Annotated in this window: 18 protein-coding genes, 1 tRNA gene and 1 pseudogene; 18 read left to right on the top strand and 2 right to left on the bottom strand. The window is 69.6% G+C overall.

The features are described 5' to 3' along the window. Window positions 1-54: 54 nt before the first annotated feature. From PSQ21_RS35790 to PSQ21_RS35765, 6 genes are all read left to right on the top strand, one after another. A complete protein-coding gene (locus PSQ21_RS35790) occupies window positions 55-1440 on the top strand; it encodes a transcriptional regulator (RefSeq protein ID WP_274036376.1) in 1386 nt (461 codons plus the stop codon). Further along, the gene (locus tag PSQ21_RS35785; RefSeq protein ID WP_274036375.1) at window positions 1437-2246 is read left to right on the top strand and encodes a DciA family protein; all 810 of its coding nucleotides are present in this window, start codon (window positions 1437-1439) and stop codon (window positions 2244-2246) included. The genes PSQ21_RS35790 and PSQ21_RS35785 overlap by 4 nt, the downstream gene beginning before the upstream one ends. After that, window positions 2243-2440, top strand: a complete 198-nt coding sequence (locus PSQ21_RS35780; protein WP_274036374.1) for a hypothetical protein — start codon at window positions 2243-2245, stop codon at window positions 2438-2440. The genes PSQ21_RS35785 and PSQ21_RS35780 overlap by 4 nt, the downstream gene beginning before the upstream one ends. 354 nt (window positions 2441-2794) lie before the next feature. Continuing rightward, window positions 2795-3355 carry a hypothetical protein gene (locus PSQ21_RS35775; RefSeq protein ID WP_274036373.1) on the top strand — a complete coding sequence of 187 codons (561 nt, stop codon included), beginning with the start codon at window positions 2795-2797 and terminating at the stop codon, window positions 3353-3355. Between the two features lie 34 nt (window positions 3356-3389). Continuing rightward, complete coding sequence (locus tag PSQ21_RS35770; protein WP_274036372.1) at window positions 3390-4013, top strand: ATP-dependent DNA ligase; 624 nt, start codon at window positions 3390-3392, stop codon at window positions 4011-4013. Between the two features lie 438 nt (window positions 4014-4451). Further along, window positions 4452-4525, top strand: a tRNA-Met gene (locus PSQ21_RS35765). A gap of 68 nt (window positions 4526-4593) precedes the next feature. On the opposite strand, the gene PSQ21_RS35760 is transcribed toward PSQ21_RS35765, so the two are convergent. Beyond that, a complete protein-coding gene (locus PSQ21_RS35760) occupies window positions 4594-4998 on the bottom strand; it encodes a hypothetical protein (RefSeq protein ID WP_274036370.1) in 405 nt (134 codons plus the stop codon). 158 nt (window positions 4999-5156) lie between these two features. Between PSQ21_RS35760 and PSQ21_RS35755 the strand changes: the two genes are divergently transcribed. The 6 genes and pseudogenes from PSQ21_RS35755 to PSQ21_RS35730 all read left to right on the top strand — a co-directional run bounded on the left by PSQ21_RS35755 (window position 5157) and on the right by PSQ21_RS35730 (window position 11597). Further along, a complete protein-coding gene (locus PSQ21_RS35755; protein WP_274036368.1) occupies window positions 5157-6227 on the top strand; it encodes a hypothetical protein in 1071 nt (356 codons plus the stop codon). Window positions 6228-6813: 586 nt separating this feature from the next. Next, window positions 6814-7980 (top strand): MFS transporter, encoded by a 1167-nt coding sequence (locus PSQ21_RS35750; RefSeq protein ID WP_274036366.1) that lies wholly within the window; start codon window positions 6814-6816, stop codon window positions 7978-7980. Between the two features lie 121 nt (window positions 7981-8101). Next, a complete protein-coding gene (locus tag PSQ21_RS35745; protein WP_274036364.1) occupies window positions 8102-9373 on the top strand; it encodes a PTS transporter subunit EIIC in 1272 nt (423 codons plus the stop codon). Continuing rightward, a complete protein-coding gene (locus PSQ21_RS35740; protein WP_274036362.1) occupies window positions 9370-9711 on the top strand; it encodes a hypothetical protein in 342 nt (113 codons plus the stop codon). Before PSQ21_RS35745 ends, PSQ21_RS35740 begins: the two co-directional genes overlap by 4 nt. Window positions 9712-9729: 18 nt before the next feature. Further along, complete coding sequence (locus tag PSQ21_RS35735) at window positions 9730-10494, top strand: glycosyltransferase family A protein (protein WP_274036361.1); 765 nt, start codon at window positions 9730-9732, stop codon at window positions 10492-10494. A gap of 286 nt (window positions 10495-10780) precedes the next feature. After that, window positions 10781-11597, top strand: a pseudogene (locus PSQ21_RS35730) (GP88 family protein). Between the two features lie 47 nt (window positions 11598-11644). On the opposite strand, the gene PSQ21_RS35725 reads toward PSQ21_RS35730, so the two are convergent. Continuing rightward, the gene (locus tag PSQ21_RS35725; protein WP_274036359.1) at window positions 11645-12001 is read right to left on the bottom strand and encodes a hypothetical protein; all 357 of its coding nucleotides are present in this window, start codon (window positions 11999-12001) and stop codon (window positions 11645-11647) included. A gap of 327 nt (window positions 12002-12328) precedes the next feature. On the opposite strand from PSQ21_RS35725, the gene PSQ21_RS35720 reads away from it, so the two are divergent. The 6 genes from PSQ21_RS35720 (at window position 12329) to PSQ21_RS35695 (ending at window position 16778) form a co-directional block, all read left to right on the top strand. Next, complete coding sequence (locus PSQ21_RS35720) at window positions 12329-13135, top strand: GNAT family N-acetyltransferase (protein WP_274036357.1); 807 nt, start codon at window positions 12329-12331, stop codon at window positions 13133-13135. A 109-nt stretch (window positions 13136-13244) separates the two neighbouring features. Then, window positions 13245-13544, top strand: coding sequence for a hypothetical protein (locus PSQ21_RS35715; protein WP_274036355.1), 300 nt, complete (start codon window positions 13245-13247; stop codon window positions 13542-13544). A gap of 15 nt (window positions 13545-13559) precedes the next feature. Further along, window positions 13560-13763 (top strand): hypothetical protein, encoded by a 204-nt coding sequence (locus PSQ21_RS35710; protein ID WP_274036353.1) that lies wholly within the window; start codon window positions 13560-13562, stop codon window positions 13761-13763. A 36-nt stretch (window positions 13764-13799) separates the two neighbouring features. Further along, on the top strand, window positions 13800-15107 hold the full coding sequence (locus tag PSQ21_RS35705) for a hypothetical protein (RefSeq protein ID WP_274036351.1): 1308 nt from the start codon (window positions 13800-13802) through the stop codon (window positions 15105-15107). 255 nt (window positions 15108-15362) lie between these two features. Continuing rightward, the gene (locus PSQ21_RS35700) at window positions 15363-15593 is read left to right on the top strand and encodes a hypothetical protein (protein ID WP_274036349.1); all 231 of its coding nucleotides are present in this window, start codon (window positions 15363-15365) and stop codon (window positions 15591-15593) included. 594 nt (window positions 15594-16187) lie between these two features. Beyond that, on the top strand, window positions 16188-16778 hold the full coding sequence (locus tag PSQ21_RS35695; protein WP_274036347.1) for a hypothetical protein: 591 nt from the start codon (window positions 16188-16190) through the stop codon (window positions 16776-16778). Window positions 16779-16799: the final 21 nt, after the last annotated feature.

Raw genomic sequence — 16799 nt, 5'->3', positions numbered from 1 at the left:
GCCCGTGACGCCACGGGTCTACTCCGCCACACCCGAAACCCGCCAGGAACCACCGTGCCCACGCCCGCCCCACCTCCCTCGAAGGCCCTGCTCGCCGCACCGGACGGCGAACAGTTCGTGCCCGAGGCGGCCCAGTGGATTGCCCATACCACGGGCCGGCTCGCCCCCGACGCCTACGCGTGGATGCAGGCCGTCCACTGGTTCCACGACCACGGCCCCCGCCTGCGCGGCCGCGCCCACGGGCCTACGCGGATCGGACGTACCACGATGCGCCTGGCCGTCGTGCTGGCCCGCCTCAAGGAGTGCCGCCCCGGAGTAGACACCCTCGCGGCCTGGCTGAACGTCTCCGAGCGGACGGTCCAGTACCACCTCGGCCTCCTCCGTGAAGCGGGCCTGCTCACCTACCTCGCCAAGGGAACCCGCATCAGCGGAATCGGCGGCCGCGCCTCGGAGTTCGCCCGCACCGTCCCCCGCAGGTTCGACGACGCCCTCGGCCTGCGCACAGGTCCCTCGACGGACTACATCCGTGCCGTCCACGGCATCGCTGAACCCCACCGCGCCCTCATGGCCCGGCTGGGGAAGAAGGCCCGGCGAAGCCTCAAGCGAAATCCGACAAAGAGCCCCAACCGGTCGCCGGTGCCGCCTACTTCAGCACCGCCTTCTTGCACCCCAAGGGGGGTAAGTACTTCTACGTCTTCTTCTGCCGGTGATACTTCGCTCCCCCCTGAGAGCAAGCTCGGAACCGGGAAGCACAAGTCTCCCTCCCCGAAGAGGCCCAACCCCCGGCGACAGAAGCTCAACGCCGTCGGACGCCGCCACCAGCTCGCCCACCAGCTCGTCCAGCAGCTGCCTTGGCTCCATCGGGCGGCCGTCCCCCGCATCGCCTGGATCGTCCGCCACGTGGCGGACGCCGGCTGGACCGCCGCCGAGGTCGTCGCCGTCATCAGCCAGCAGGCCCCGCCCCTGCACGTGAGCCGCCCCTCCGGCTTCCTCGCCACCCGGCTCAACGGGGCGCACCTGCTCTACGACACCGAAGCCAAGCGGCAGAACATCGTGGACTGGTGGCGCGAGTCCCGCCGAGCGACGAGGGACCGGCACGCCGACTGGTCGGGGGAGTGGCAGGCTCCCGCCAGCCGATCGGTCGCCCGCCAGGTCGACGAGGTCTTCGCGCAGATGCAGGTAACCGCCCACGAAGGCCCGGCTGTCGCGGCGTTCGAAGGAGGCGAACACGGGATGGCCGATCTGGACCAGCTGACCCGGGACGAGATCGTCGACCTCAGAGCCGCCGCCCTGAAGGACCCGGGACTGATCCGCACCACCATCGCCGAGTGCGGTGAGCCCTACGCCCGCCGCCTGTTCACCCATCACGTGGTCGACCAGCTCCAGCGCCTGCGCGGCACCGCCCGCCTCGTGCTGCACACCCAGTGGAGGCACGCATGACGACCGATGAGCTCTCGGGTATCGACCTCGCCCGGGTCGCCCTCGCCGCGGCCAAGGAACGGGCCAAACAGCACGGAGCCCGCAGCGGACCGGCCACCCGCCGCCGCACAGGCAAACGCGGCAACACGAACCGCACCGACGGACGCGACCCCATGGCTCTCGGCCCGGCTCTCGGCCGCCTGATGGCCGAGCGCGGCTGGGAACGACCGGCAGCCGGCGGCTCGGTACTCCACAACTGGGCAAAGATCGCCGGCGGAGACGGCTCCGAGCTCGTCAACCACGTCACCGCAGTGCGCTTCGACGAAGCCACCGGACAGCTCGACCTGGCCGCAGACTCCACCGCCTGGGCGACGCAAGCGCGCCTCGTCGGACCCCAACTGATGCAACGCGCCAACCAGTTCCTCCACACCTCCACACAGTCCGGTGGGTCAGAGGGCACCGAGCAGAACGTGCCCCAGGTGGTGCGCGTCATCACGGTGAAGCTCCAGAAGACGGGCGCCGGCGCGGGCCGACCTCCACACCTCCCAGGGCCCCCGCCCCAACCCCGCCAGCGTCCTGCCGAGCCTCCTGCCCGGGCGGAACCGCCCGAGGGGTACCACGAGGCCAAGGCCCTCCTGGCCGCGCACAAGCCGGACCTGGGCCGCGACCGAGCTGTAGAAGAAGCAGCGAAACGCCTCACCCGCAGCAGCCGATCCCGCGAGCCCGACCACGTCTTCGCCGACCTCATCGAACGCCACCGCCCGGGCCCTCTGCGCTACTCGCAGGGGTCCGCCACCCGGGCCGAACGAACGGACGCCCTCTCATGAACCATGCAATTCCGCCTTCACCGCGTCACAACAGCCTGATGAGGGGGGCAGCCCGTCGCACTGCGTCGACCATCACCGATCCGGAACTCGACCAGCTCTACGCACAGCTCGACTACCTCCTGGTCATCCTTGCCGCAGTTCGCCTGTCCGATCCCCCGCAATCGCCCGACCGGGCCCAGCGGCACAGCAGTTGAGGGCCCCAAGCCCGGCACCCTTCACACGAGGATCAACACGGGGACACGAACAGACCCTGTCCCCCCTCTATTCCGTTCCCCCAGCTCTCCAGAGAGCCGGCCCCTACAGTGAGCTGCATGCCGTGCATCTTCTGTGGCGCCCGGGGGCGCATGACGAAGGAGCACGTTCTCCCGAAGTGGATGAGGAAGGAGTTTCCCGAGCTCGCCCAGGAACGGGTCTACCAAGGCAGCCACAATGAGTACGACGGCCCATCACCCAGCAGTCCCAGGACGGTGTACCGGGGAGGGCGAGAAGTGGACGGCCCATTCAGCCGTCAGGCCCCGGTGGTATGCCAGCCGTGCAACAACGACTGGATGTCCCGACTCGAGACCGACGTACGGGATCCTCTGACGAGGATGATCCGAGGTCTGCCGACCGTGCTCACCCCGGACCGGCAAGCGACCGTGGCGCTCTGGTCCGCGAAAACCCTGATGGTCGCCTACCGCGCTCCCCAGTTCGGACCCCGCCCGAGAGCGGAGGAGGAAGTGATACTGCCCGCGGACCCGGCAAGGCTCCACCGCGACCGGGCACTCGGCCCGACCATGCTCATGGCCCTCGCGAACTACCAGCCGACGGAGTACACCCGCGAGCCGTTCTTCACCCAGACGTTCGAACGCATGGAGCACGACACCGGGCAGTACAGCTACTGCGCGACGCTCAAGATCGGGCACTTCGCGGCGCAGTTCGTCCGCCTCCCGGACGGGATGTATCCACCAGCGAGGCAGCCACCACCCCACCTGACACTGCTGCAACCAGGAGGCAGCAGCGTTCACTGGCCGCCTCCCACACCGGTGCGCGCCGGCGCCGAGTGGAAAGCCTTCGCCCGCCTTCCGGAAAGGACCGAACCTAGCCCTTCTCGTCCTGCGCCCGAGTGAACCGACCGCTCTCGGCGTGAGGCAGGCTGGCGACGTGGCCGAACACAGCTCCCTCCGACCGCCCGTCGAGGTCATGCGCCCCACCGCCGTACGCGAGCTTCCCACGGCCGCCAGGCCCGACGCCCACCCCCTCCAGTACTCCCTCAAGATGGACGGGTTCCGCGCCGTGGCCTTCGCCCTGGACGGCCGGACAGTTCTTCAGAGCCGCTCGTACCGCGACCTGGCCCCCGACTTTCCCTCCCTGGCCGCGAACCTCAGCCGCGTACTGAAGCCCGGCGTCGTCCTGGACGGCGAGATCTGCGCCTGGTCACACGGCCGCCTGGAGTTCACCGAACTCCTGTCGACCGAAGCCCGGAGGCGAGCAGCCGGCACCACCCTCATCTACGTCGCCTTCGACTGCCTCGCCACTCCCTCTCCGGAAGGCGGACGCGACATCCGTGCCCTGCCGCTCGCCGCGCGCTGGGAGCACGTGCTTGACCAACTGCGGGACACAGCAGCGTACGCCCAGCAGGTGATGACGACTCAGGACCGCGAAGAGGACCTTACTCATCGCGGACTCCCTTACCTCCGTAGGTATCGAGGGCATCGTGGCGAAGCGGCTCGACGCGCCGTACAGACCGGACCGCCGCTCGGCCTGGGTCAAATGTCGGCACGCTGAAACGGTCGATGGCCGCATCCTGGGCATCGTCGGGCCCACCGCCCGCCCGCACGCCGTCATCGTCGAGCTCGACGACGGGACACGCAAGATCACCTCCCCGAGACTGGATCCCCCGCAGTCCCGACGCGTAGCCGAAGCTGTCACCGGTCGTCTCGGCAAAGCGGAGCGCACCACCGACGGCCACATCGTCCACGCCGTCACCGAAGGCCCGCTCGCTGAGGTACACCAGGGCTCGGGCCGGCACGCCACCGCTCGGTTCGTACGGATCCGCTCCAAGGACGGATGACCGGGGCCGAGGGTTACGAGGGCGGGGGCGCTGTTGCTGACCGGCAACCCGTAGCTGCGCAGTGCAGGCCTGCCGCGTGAAGCGATCACCAGCTCGAATACACTCACGGTGCCGGGCAGGAGCAGCGCGTAGCGTACAGTTCAGTTCACCGACGCGGGGTGGAGCAGCTCGGTAGCTCGCTGGGCTCATAACCCAGAGGTCGCAGGTTCAAATCCTGTCCCCGCTACTGACACGACGTGGGGCCCGGCGCAAGTGTGCCGGGCCCCACGTCGTTTGTCCTGTGCCGTGGAGCGATCACTCCGAGGGGCACAGGGCCGACCACTGGTCCGAGGGCAGTGGGTAGGCCTCGGCGAGTTCGGTGATGATCCGGTGTGCCACCTCGCGGTCGGCCTCCTGGTCGGCGCATTCGGCTGTGAGACTGCCCGGCCCGTCGCGTTCGGCGGTCCAGTCGTCGCCGAAGAGTTCCCTCAACTCATCCAGCACGGCCTCCTCGTCGCCGTCCATCCTTCCGGCGGCGAGCCGCTCGGCCACTTCTCGGTGCACACGCTGGAGCGCCGCGGGATCGGCTGACACGCCGTTGATCTCCGTGGCCGTGGCAACGGCGGGGCTCCGTTCAGTGCCGGTCTCCGGCAGCAGCAGATTCAGCAGAACCTCCGCCAGGGCCTCTCGGTCCAGGTAGACGGTCACGTTCTCTGACATGTGCACTCCTCGAGTCGGCTTCGGTCGCGTGGTCACGCAGAGGGTGGTCGGGCGATCTCCCGTGGCGGAGCCAAGAGGCAGACCAGGGTTGGGTTGCCTCAAAGATGCGCGTTCTGTAGTATCTTAATTGTCAAAATGTCTCATGGCAAGGAGATTCCATGCCCCGATCTGCCACCCGCCGCTCCCTTCTGTGCCTCTCGGAGGCCCCCACGCCCGCCGCAGAGCTGGCCCGCCGAGACGGTGTGCGGTGCGTGAGCCCCGATCAAATTCCCCACCTCGTCGACGAGATCTTCGACTCTTCGCGTATTCGCCCCCTGGTCATCGTCACCACCTCGCACCGCAACGCGGATCTTCCGCTGATCCAGATGTCCGACCTCGCAAAGAGCCTCCTGGGCCGTGCCGACGTCGCTCTCCTGAGCGGTCCGGCGGCCGCCTGGGCGATGGATGCCCGACTGCCCGAGAAGTGGCGCACCTTCGGCGGATCCGTTCGGATCTTCTTCACCGACGCGAGCGAGGCGGACCCGGACCAGCGCCACCCCTTGGTCTACGTAAGCCCCGGCCGAGAAGCCGAGGCGATCCGCTACATCACCACCAAGATCCACAGCGTCCCCTCCGTCTGGACCAGGGACTCCGGCGGTTCCCCTGTGGTCAGCGCCCCCAACGGGCAGCTCGCAAAGGAGAACCAGAAGCTCGTCACCCAGCTCAACGCCACCAAGCAGGAACTCGCTGACGCGCGCCGCGACAAGCGGGAGCTCCAGGCCAGAGTCGCCCGGCTCACGAGCACCGGCACCGACGTCCTTTCGGCCCTCCCGCCCTCCGTGTACGACGACGCCGAGAAGCAGCTCCGCTACGAGATCGGCCAGGTATGGCTCTGGCGCTACCCTGAAGCCGAACGCGCCGCATGGCCGTTGCGCCCGTACCGGCTCGGCCCGGACTGGCTCGCCTGCTTCGCCGACATCCGTCCCGCCCAGCGCCGCGACATCCTCGACATCGTGACCGACGTACTTACCGGCCGCGCCGCCGAAGTCGCAGGGCGTCAGGTCCGCCCACACCGGACCCGCGCGGACGGAAGCGCCCCCCAGCGCGTCCGCGAGGACGGTGCAACCGCCTGGCGGTGCAACATCAAGAGCAACAGCCCCGCCGCGCCCCGGATGACGTGGTGGAAGCTCAGGGACGGCAGTCTCGAACTCGGACGAATCTCCATCCACGACGACACCAGGCTGCGGTGAGCGGCCGGAAGACGATGTGAAGGGCGGCCCGGACGGTGCGGGCCGCCCCTCGGTGCTTCTCAGGGGCTTCAAACTCGCTTGAAACCGTCCAAAACGGTTCGGCTTGTCTGCCCGCGCCTACGTCCCGGGCGCTGTCGCGATTGCTGGAAATTATCCACAGGCCCCCACCCATAGCGTCCTTGACGTGTGCTTTTGCCGTCGGGCAGCCAACAGGCGCCTGCCCGCACAAGCGCACACCAGAGCAGACCGCCAGCAAGGGAGGACGACGTGAACATCACCGGCAGTGCAGCGAGCCGGCCCGAAACTCCGTCGCTTTCCGGAGCCCGAGAGCGCGAGGGGCCGACCCTCTGAGCCACCGGCCGGAGGACAACCCCCTTCCCCCGGCCGGACCGCGGTCGTGATTCCCACCCTCCCTGGAGGGCCGAACCGACCGACACAGCGGGGGCGCCGCCCGACTTCACCGGCGGCGCCCCCACGCGGCCCGGACCCTGCTGCCTGCTGGAGAGATGTGACCACGACCGTCGCGCCCACCGGAAGTCCGGCAGGTGACCCTCCCCGGCGCTGGCCCACGGAGATCCGCATTCTGATGGGTGGAACCTTCGCCGTCCGGGCCGCCGGATTCTGCTACCCCTTCCTCCCCTACCACCTCGACGCCCTGCAACTCTCCACACGGACCGTCGGCCAGCTCCTCGCGGTCTTCGGTCTCGGCTGGTTCACCGGATCCGTGCTGTGGGGGTGGATGTCCGACAAGGTCGGCCGTCGGCCCACCCTGACCGCAGCCATGGCCATGGCGGCCATCGCTCTGCCCCTCCTCGCCCAGGCACATGCGCCAACGGCCGTAGCCGGCGCAGCCTTCGTGGCCGGCATGGCCTACGACGCCCCACGACCGGTCCTGTCCGCTGCCATCGCCGAACGCTACGCCGACGACAAGAACCGCGCGCACCTCAACGCCACGCGCAACTTCATCATCAACGTCGCCGCGGCCACCGCCGGCGCCAGCGGTGGAGTCCTGGCCGACAGCGTCGGCATACCGGCGCTGCTGTGGGCCAACGGGACCGTCTGCGCGCTGTTCGGCGTCCTCGCCTGGCTGACCCTCGACAACAGCACCAGCACGGCGGCAGATCAACGACCCGCTGGACTCCACCCGCAGGACGTCCTGCGCGATACCCGGCTCGCCGTCCTACTGCTCACGAGCCTCGCTACCCTCACCGCCGCGGCCAGCCTCTTCTCCAGCCTGCCGATGCTCATGGCCCGAGCAGGGCTCTCCGCCACCGACTACGGCTGGGCGCAGACCGCCAACGCCGCCGCCGTACTCGCCCTCTCTCCCCTGCTCAACCGCTGGCTGAGCCAACGCGCCCACCGCGGCCGCCCCATGACCGGACTGCTCGCCCTCAGCGCTCTCATCCTCGGCACCAGCATGGGCGCGGCCGCGCTCGCCTCGACCGTCACCGGCTTCAGCCTCCTCGCCGCCCTCGCCGTACCCGGCGAGGTCCTCGCCTTCGTCGCCGCCGGCGACGTCCTCGCCCGCATCTCACCCCCGGGCGCATACGGCCTCTACGCCGGAATCTGGGGTACCACCCTCGCCGGCGCCGTCGTCATCGCACCCGTGCTCGCCTCCTGGTCACTCACCCACGGAGGCCCCAACCTGGCCGCAGCCACCACCCTGACCTGCGGTGTGATCGGCGCGGCCCTCTGCTGGCCCCTCGCCGCGCTCACCAGACGGGCCCCCACCTCGTTGCCCGGGGGCGGCTGATGGCGACCCAGCACATAGGACGCGGCACACCCACGACCAGCACTCTCCAGACGACTTCGACGCCCACCAAGGAAGTGACCGTACGACGTGCTGCGGCCGCCCCACGACCGGAGCACACACGATGACCCTCCTCACCACCCGCCGCCGCACCACCCCGCAGCCGAACGCCGACGAACGGCCGGCAAGCCGCCGCCAGCGGCACATCGCGCGACTCCGCCGCCTCGGGCAGGGCCTGGCCCTCCCGATCGCCGCCATGCCCACCGCCGGACTCCTGCTACGCCTCGGCCAGGACGACCTCCTCGGACGCGTCGACTCCCTGCACCAGACCGCCGCAGTGCTCTCCCAAGCGGGCGCCGCAGTACTCGACAACCTGCCCTTGCTCTTCGCCCTGGGCGTGGCACTCGGAACCAACCGATCGACTGACATCGCAGGCCGTGTCCTGGGCTGCGCCATCTCGTACCTGGTGCTCTCCCGCACCGTCCTCGCCCTGAACCCCCTGCCGGCCGACCAACTCGACACGCCACCCGCACGGTGGCCCTACGGAGCACTCCTCGGCATCCTCGGCGCCCTGCTCGCCATGGCCCTGTGGAAGCTCGTGGAACGCAGACGGCGACCACTGCCGCCCTTCGCCGTCTACGCACTGATCGCCCTCGCTGCCCTCGGCTCCGGAGCGCTGCTCGGACTCTCCTACCCCGTGATCGACCGGGCGCTCAGCGCGGCCGCCTCAGCAGTTGCCGACCACGCGGTGGTCGGAGGCGGAGCGTTCGGATTCCTCAACCGCCTCCTTTTGCCCCTTGGCCTTCACCACGTGCCGTCGGCCATCGTCTGGTACGTCACGGGAGACTGCGGCAACGGCGTCAAGGGAGACGTCCCCTGCTTCTTCACCGAACACAGCCCCAGCGCCGGGATTTTCCTGGGCGGGTTCTTCCCTATCAACATGTTCGCCCTTCCCGCGGCGGCCCTGGCCATCTGGCGCAGCGCGCTGCCCGACCAACGGCGCCGTGTCGGATCCATCATGCTTCCCGCCGCCGCCATGTCCGCCCTCACCGGGATCACCGAGCCCATCGAACTCGCCTTCGCCTACACCGCCCCGATGCTCTACCTAGCGCACGCCGTACTGACCGGAGCCAGCCTCGCCCTGGTCAACGCCCTGGACATCCACGCCGGATTCCTCTTCTCGGCAGGCGCCCTCGACTACGTCTTCAACTTCTCCCTTGCCACCCGACCACTCCTCCTCCTCCCCATCGGAGTTGCCTACGCGGCCCTGTACTACGCCCTCTTCCGCTTCGCCATCACCCGCTTCAACCTCCGTACGCCCGGCCGCACACCCGACGACGAACCAGACCCAACCGCGCCCAAATCGGCCCCGCCCACGAAGGAGGAACCCACGTGAACCCCGACCCGCAGGCCGCCTACTACGGCCTCGGCGCGATCTTCCCCGTCGTCGTCATCGACCACCGCCCCATCTGGCACCAGCCCACGGCCCGCGATCTTCCCGCACAACGGCCCCAAGGCCCGGACGTCCTGGCCCTGCGCTGGTGCGGACCAGCCGCCCCGGACATCGACACCCTTCGCCGCACCGCCACCGACACCCCGCCCATCACCCTGGAGAGCGAACTGCCCGCGCTGAAAGGCGCCCTACCGGCCGGCGTCCGGCTCATCACCATCAGACCCGGCGCGCTGATCGGGCCCTGGGTTCAGCGCCCCGGCCGCGCGACCCGATCCTTCTGACTCAACGAAACGGCACCCATGCTCATCCACCCTCAGACCGCCGTCATCACGCCCACCGGCCTCCACCCGAAGCGCCGCAAGTACCTGATCGCCCTGTACGAAAGCCTCCTCACCCAGGACGTTCCGTGGGAGTGGATCATCGCCCCCAACGGCAGACAGGCAGACCCCCGCACCATCCCGCCCCAGATCGCCGCCGACCCGCGCGTGAGGATATGCGCTCGCCCCGCCCCCGGCGCCGCGGCCGCCCGCAACACGGCGCTCAACTACGTCACCGCGCCCTACCTCTGCTACGCGGACGACGACGACATCCTGCCCCCGCACTCCCTCGCCGTGCGCTACCACCGAGCTGTCGAGACCGGGCTCGGCTGGGTCGCCGGCATGTCCGCAGACCTCAAGAGAAACGGCGACCTGGTCACCTGGGACTGCGCCACTCCCGTAGGCCCGCACGCCCCGGGCGACGTGTGGACCTACTGGCCCTCACCCCAAGACGGCAAGCCGCCCATGGGCCACACCATGCTCCTGACCCGGACGGTCCTCGCCCGCGCCTACGGCGGCCAGGGCGGGCTCACGAAAGGCGAAGACTACGTGTACGTGATGTCGATCACCGGCAACGCCGCCGGTGAACTGCTCCCCGACATCACCTACCACTACCGCCACCACCGAGGGCAGTGGACCAAGCAGACCCGCTACAGGGACAAGGCCGAATTCGACGCACGGACCTTCGCCTTCCACCAGGGCCAGGCCCTGCAGGAAGTCCGCCGAGAAACGAACTTGATCACCTAGGAGCGGACCCATGCCACCCCATCATCTCGATCGGCGGCCAGCGGCAGCAGCACTCGCCGTGCTCCCACGCCCGCCGCCTCGACCCCCTCCAGCACCGCTACAGCACCCGGCCCCCAAAGCAGCCCGATCAGCAGAAGGAGTACCCCACGCAGCAGCCGAGCACCGCCCGCCGACCGCACCTCCTCACCGCCGGCCCTGCTTCCGCTCGCGGACGAGCGAAGGACGGCCACGGAGCCACGGATCCGGACCACCCGGCCCGAACCCAAGTACCGATAGGAGGACAGCTGTGAACGACACCGCCCGCGACAGCAGCACTGCACTCCCGGCGGCGACCGCCCCGGATCGCCCCCGCTTCCTCCTGCGGAAGATGCGCTCAAGCTGCGCAACACAGCCGATCTAAAAAATGGACTCTGCCAGCATTCGCGGGAAGGCTTCCTGACGGCCGGACATACAACACATGTCCATCGGCCGGCATCTGCAAAAATCTCTGCTACGCCCGATCCGGAACCTTCCGGTTCTCCAACGTCCTGCGCTCGCACGAGAACAATCTCCAGTACGTTCTCGACGAGCCGAAGGCCTGGGAAGAGCAGATGACCAGGGAACTGGAAAACGCCCGGTACCACCCTCCGAACGTCCGAACTCACGTTCGCGTACACGACAGTGGGGACTATTTCTCGGAGGATTACCTAAACGCCTGGCTGCGGATCATGCGAAACACTCCGGAGGTAGTTTTCTACTCGTACACAAAAGAGATAGAGCTCTTCGAAAAACGAGTTCGGCCCAAACCGCCGGCCAACTTCAGGTGGCGCTACTCCTACGGCGGACTGCAGGACGAGCTCATTGAGCCAGGACACCTCCACGTTGATGTGTTCCCGGACGAAGAAACTCTCGCCGAGGCCGGATACACCTCACAGGCCCCCTCCGATCTCCGTGGGGCCTACGGTCCGGAAACTCTGGGGATACCAGCGAACAACATATCCCATCTAAAGAAACGCCAAGGAGCCCGTACATTCCGCGCGCTTCAAAGAGCCGCGAACGCCGAGAAAAACGATCGGCGCGCGAAGCGAAGCGGCCCAGCAGCACGTCGACCGAAATCCGACTGACGGCCCGGGAGCCGGGCGCTCACCGCGCCCGGCTCCGGCCGCTCAAATCACGAGTCGGGCATTCCTCCGGCCTGACCGGAAGCCGAGAGGGAGATCGTCCCCCGAACGTAAGCGTCGAAGAGGACCTCCAAAAGGTGGCCGAGACTCAGCGCCACCCCCTCCCTGGCGCGCTTTTCATCCGCCCGCTCAAGTAGATCTCGGTCAAGCGCAAGGTCCTTGAGCGTACGAGGATGGTCACCACCCACCAACTGGTCCGTCGAACGGACAGCAATCGTGCCGTCCACATATCCCCGCAGCAGGATCGTCGCGAGGCTGGGCACGGAGATCCGCTCGGTGCCGGCCACCTCGGTGAAGTCGGAGAGCACGCCGGACGCGATGCGGTACGAGGAACGGAACAGACCCATGCTCCGCAGTGTATGGGCCCGGCACATATGCAACTGCCGGCAAGGCGCGACTCTCGGGCCGGAAGTGAAGCCGCCCGCGAAGTCAACTGGGCCGGTTCCCTTTGGAGTGAGGCCATGCACGAGCGCGTAACGGTCCGCCGAGATGGACGAAAGTGCGCCCACGGCTGCCCGTTCCCGCCGGTTGCCCCCACGTTGACCGCCCCGGGTGAACTGCAGCCCACGCTCGAACCGGCACGACCAGCATGATCGACATGATGACGGCGCTCCGGAGCCTGGCAGTGTCGCGATCTCGTCCCGCGTGGCCGCCCTGCCTGACATCCTGTGCTGATGGAGTCCGTCGAAGCAGTCCTGGGCCGCCTGTGGCCTGTCGTGGTTCACGCCGAACGCGTCACGCTGCGCCCGGTCACCCGCCGGGACGCTCCGATGGTGCGGGCCGTGCTGAGCGACCCCAAGGTCCGGGCCTTCCTGGGGGGACCGGTGAGCGAGGCGCGCATCGAGACGCGGCAGTGCGAGTACCCGACCACCCCCGGCGTGTGGGCGGTCGCTCCCGCAGCCGGCGGCGAGGCGATCGGCCTGGTCAGCATCACTGCGGACAGTCGCTTCGCGGGGAGGGCCGAGATCTCGTACCAATTGATCTCCTCGGCCTGGGGCCAGGGGCTGGGGCGCGAGGCTGTAGGCGCGGCCGTCGACTGGTGGGCCGCCGAGGTGCCCGACGGCGGGCCGCTCATCGCGGTCACCCAGGAGCGCAACACCGCCTCGCGGCGCCTGCTGGAGGCGCTGGGCATGACCGTCCTCGACACCCTCCTCGAGTTCGGCGAACCACAGTGCCTCTACACCCCCGGCAGCGAGGAGACCGCTCTGCGGTGGGCCCGCCTGCTTCAGGCGCGCACCGACGAAGTGGAACGCCGGCGCGGAGCCGAGGAGAGGGCGACCGCCGCCGGTCGCGTCCTGCCGGAGGACCTCTCCGCCCTCACCCCCGAGCAGATGGCCCGGCTGTGCCCAGCCCGGCACGGCGCCTACGGGCGTATCTGCGCGCGGGAGGTGAACCACGCCCCGGATCTCCACCTCGGCAGGTCCGCGGACGGGGCCTGGATCGCATGGCTGGGCACCGCCGAGCCGGCCCCGGTCCCGTGACACCGGGCCCAGCGCCGGCCGCAGCCGGCGGCGTCCGCCCGGACTGCGCAGCCGGGCAGCTCGTAGGGTGACGTCGTCAGCCTCCGCCCGTTCCCGAAAGGGCCCTGCCGTGCGACGCGTTCAGCGCGATGGCGACTTCGCCAGACTGGCCGACTACCTCGCGGACCCGAAGAACCACCCGCCCCGCTCCAGCGGGAGCACCGCCGCGGCCGCCCGCACGATGGACGGCGCCGACCAGGCCGTCGGCACGGGCGACGATGAGACGCCGTCGGTCCTCGACAACGTCACTGGAGCCGTGCGGGTCATGACCAGCCGCTGCGGCACGCGCATCGGCCGGGCCGGGAGAGCCGCCGGGCTCACCGACCGGCGGCGCAACACGCTGCTGGGCCGCCGCGACGACGGCACCTAGGACGAGGGCCACACGGTGCGCCACTCGACCTTCTCCGAACACACCCTGCCGGACAATTCAAACGGCCATCCCCCGTCGGGGTGCGCCTGGCCCGCCGAGCACCCGCATGCCGCGCCCCGCTCGCACGCCAAGCGCATAGCCGCCAGCTTCGGCATCCAGTACGTGGACCCGCCCGCCGGCGGGCCGCAGAAGAATCCGGCGCCGCGCACCGCCGGATAGGGTCTCCACAGACCGGGCGAGGACGGGGAGGACCAGGTGGGGGACCGGCAGTCGTTCAAGTTGCAGCAGGCCAGAGACAAGCACGGCCGCGTGATCTCGGCCCGGCAGATCGGCCAGAAGCCCGAGCCGTTCACCCGCCCGCTGCGCTGCCCGTACTGCGAGCACGAGGTCGTTGCCCAGCCGGAACAGCCCCGCATCTCCCCCAAGGGCAAGCCCTTCACCCGCGGAGCGCACTTCGCCCTGGCCAAGGAGAAGGAGAAGGGCCGCACAGCCGAGCACCTGGCCCCGTGCCCGCTGCGCACCGACCACACCGTGCACGCCATCGCCCGCAAGTCACAGGGTCTGGCCCAGCTGCGTTCCGGCGGACTGCAGTTGCGCCTGGTGCTCGCCCCCACCTCCGACACCAAGGCCCCGCTCCTGCCGCCTGCCGGAGCGCCGCTCCTCGCGCCGCCCGCCGGCCCGGTCAACCTCAAGATCCACTCGGTCGACCCGGAACTCCCGCCGGCCGTCACCAGCGCCGCCCGGATCGCCCAGCTCCTGGCCCTGTACGGCAACGATCCCGAGGACGTCGAGCACTTCACCGTCAAACACCCAGGGCTGCGCACCCCTGTTCCCTGGAAGGACTTCTGCTTCGGACCCGACCCCGACGACCTGGCCCGCCTATACCAGCGGCTTGCCGCCGAAACCGTCCGCCACCCCGTCGCCGTCCTCGGAGAGGTCACCCAGATCAGGACCACCGACAAGGCCACCTCCTACCGGATCGTGACCGAGGTCCCCACCGGCCTGCCCGGACCGCTCGCGCACACCGACGTGTACCTCCGCGTTGCTCCCCACCGCCGCCTTCTCCTTGAACCCCTCACCGAAGGCGCCCGCGTACTGGCCCTCGCCGCGCCCGACGTCGCGTTCAAGCTGTGGAAGCCGAAGGCCGGCCGAATGGCCCCCCAGGTGGTGCTGTGGCCCGAGGCCCACTGGCAGATCGCCCACTGGGACGTCGACGCTGCCGGAGTGCCCACCGCGCCCCGCTCGCCCAGCCCGTTGCCTGAACCAGCCCGGCCCCGGCGGCGCCCCGCGCCGGCCCGTCCTGCGGCACCTGCCCGGTCCGCCGGAACCTCGCACCGCCCAGCCCCCGCCCCCGCGTCGGCACCGCCCCCGGCAGCGGAGGCCACTCCCTCTCCCGACGCCGCTCCCGATCTGCCTGTGGTGCCGCTTCCGCCGGTGGCTCCGCCTCCGCCCGCACCGGTGGAGCCCCCGGCGATCCCGCCCCCGCTCCCTCCCCGGCCCGTGTCGCCGCCGACGCAGCAGAAACGGCGGTCGGGCTTCCTCGCGCGCTGGCGTCGGCGCTGACCCGGCCGGCGCAAGCAGCCCGCGAGTAGCCGGTGAGACATGAGTTCCCCTGTTCCGCCCCCACCAGGCAGGTCCGCGGTGGACGATGTGATCGTGACGAACAGTGACACGGGTAGATCCAGGCCGCTGCTCCGCCGCGACGATGCGTTAGCCGCACTCGGGGCGGCAGCTCAACGGTGGGGCTGTGACGTCCCGGAGGATCCTGGAGCGGGTGAGCTCGCCGAGCTCCTCGACGAGTTGCTCGGCCGACTGCGCGTGGACCAGCGAGACGAGGGGTCCCGCAGCGCGGCCGAGGCCATGGCCGCCGTGGCCGACTCGCTGAGGGCGGCGTCCCGGCTCGGCGGCCTGCTGCCCGCCGTCTCGCTGTGGCACCTGCGTGCCGCCGTGGAGAAGGAAAGGGAGGCGCGCGACCGCTTCACACGGGCGGCGATCTCTCAGCCGGACGGGAAGCCGTGGCCCGCTGTGGCCGCCGCCTCGGTGACCTGACTCCCGACGGCATGGGGCCGACGGAAGTCAGGTCAGTCGCTGTCGCCGACGTCGGCAGTCAGTTCCTGCCAGTTGTCGTCGCTCCAGCACAGGCTGTTCTGCCGACTCGAGTGCAGCGGGCTGCGTCGCCGATCGTGTCCCGGCGACGTGTCGCACTGCCTCCAGCCTTCGTTCTCCGAGTCGGCGTCGTAGAACATCGTCGTGCACGTGCCGCCCACCCGCTCATGAGCCGGGCCGTAACCCCAGGTGGTGGGGCAGGCCGTCCGCGAGCTGTTCCGCGGCTTCGTCCTTGAAGCCGGTGGCGGCAGCGAGCAGCTGCACGCGTCGCCCTCACGTGCCCGTGGCCGTGATGGTCGGCAGAGTCGCCTTCGACGGGATCATCAGGTCCTCCGACAGCGGTTTGAGTGACGCCTTCACTCCTCGGCCGCGGCAAGGGCCCGGACCGGCAATGAACTTCGAGGAAGCGCACGCGATGCGCGTCATGGGAGGTTGGGGCTTCGGGCGCCCGGGCTCCGGGCCGGCACTGTCGGTGCGGTGTCATAGGGTGCAACGGCCAGCAGGAACACGGGGCAGTGGGCCCGCCACGGGGGAGAAGTGACCTTCAGATCGCGCATCGAGGTCTCCCGCAACATGTCCGGGGAGCCCGACTGCACCGCGCCGGCGGGCGGCCTCGCCGTGGCCGCGATGTGGATCGCCATGATCTCGGCCATGTACTTCGCCCTGGAGTCCCAGCTCCTGCACAACCACCGCAGGGTGGCGTATGTCGTGATCACCGCTGTGACCGTTATCGCGTCGATCGCGGTCTTCTTCACGGCCAGGGCGTTCTTCCGCCGCTTCGGAGCGCACTGGTGGCACCTTGCGCTCGCCACGGCGGTGCTGTGCTGCGTGGGGGGGGCGGCGCCGAAGGCCGCTGCCTACATTTTCCCCGACCAGATGGAGCGCTACCACCGGGAGCTCGGCGGCCCGGGCCACTGCCTGAACAGCACTCCGTACGGCAGCGAGAATGAGTTCCCGAAGTCCTCGCAGATCGTCTACAGCAACCGGAACCCAGGTCGGATGACCGTCACCCCGCTGGACAAGAAGCACCCGCCGCTGCGCCTGGACCACGCTGTCCGCGGCGGACTGCACCGGCTGACCCCGGCCGACGCGAAGTCCAGCCGGATCCTGAAGACGTACGGCTGCTGAGGCCGGCTACCCCAGCTGGTG

This window comes from Streptomyces sp. MMBL 11-1, from assembly GCF_028622875.1.
Lineage (GTDB): Bacteria > Actinomycetota > Actinomycetes > Streptomycetales > Streptomycetaceae > Streptomyces.
Note: the sequence above shows the minus strand (reverse complement) of the source record. Positions and strands in the feature narration are given on the sequence as shown.

Excerpts from the sequence above, each read along its gene's own strand:
- PSQ21_RS35725 (WP_274036359.1), bottom strand. The coding sequence starts at position 12,001 with ATGGGTCTGTTCCGTTCCTCGTACCGCATCGCGTCCGGCGTGCTCTCC.
- PSQ21_RS35745 (WP_274036364.1), top strand. The coding sequence starts at position 8,102 with ATGACCCTCCTCACCACCCGCCGCCGCACCACCCCGCAGCCGAACGCC.
- PSQ21_RS35735 (WP_274036361.1), top strand. The coding sequence starts at position 9,730 with ATGCTCATCCACCCTCAGACCGCCGTCATCACGCCCACCGGCCTCCAC.
- PSQ21_RS35755 (WP_274036368.1), top strand. The coding sequence starts at position 5,157 with ATGCCCCGATCTGCCACCCGCCGCTCCCTTCTGTGCCTCTCGGAGGCC.
- PSQ21_RS35720 (WP_274036357.1), top strand. The coding sequence starts at position 12,329 with ATGGAGTCCGTCGAAGCAGTCCTGGGCCGCCTGTGGCCTGTCGTGGTT.
- PSQ21_RS35760 (WP_274036370.1), bottom strand. The coding sequence starts at position 4,998 with ATGTCAGAGAACGTGACCGTCTACCTGGACCGAGAGGCCCTGGCGGAG.
- PSQ21_RS35775 (WP_274036373.1), top strand. The coding sequence starts at position 2,795 with ATGTCCCGACTCGAGACCGACGTACGGGATCCTCTGACGAGGATGATC.
- PSQ21_RS35750 (WP_274036366.1), top strand. The coding sequence starts at position 6,814 with ATGGGTGGAACCTTCGCCGTCCGGGCCGCCGGATTCTGCTACCCCTTC.
- PSQ21_RS35785 (WP_274036375.1), top strand. The coding sequence starts at position 1,437 with ATGACGACCGATGAGCTCTCGGGTATCGACCTCGCCCGGGTCGCCCTC.
- PSQ21_RS35780 (WP_274036374.1), top strand. The coding sequence starts at position 2,243 with ATGAACCATGCAATTCCGCCTTCACCGCGTCACAACAGCCTGATGAGG.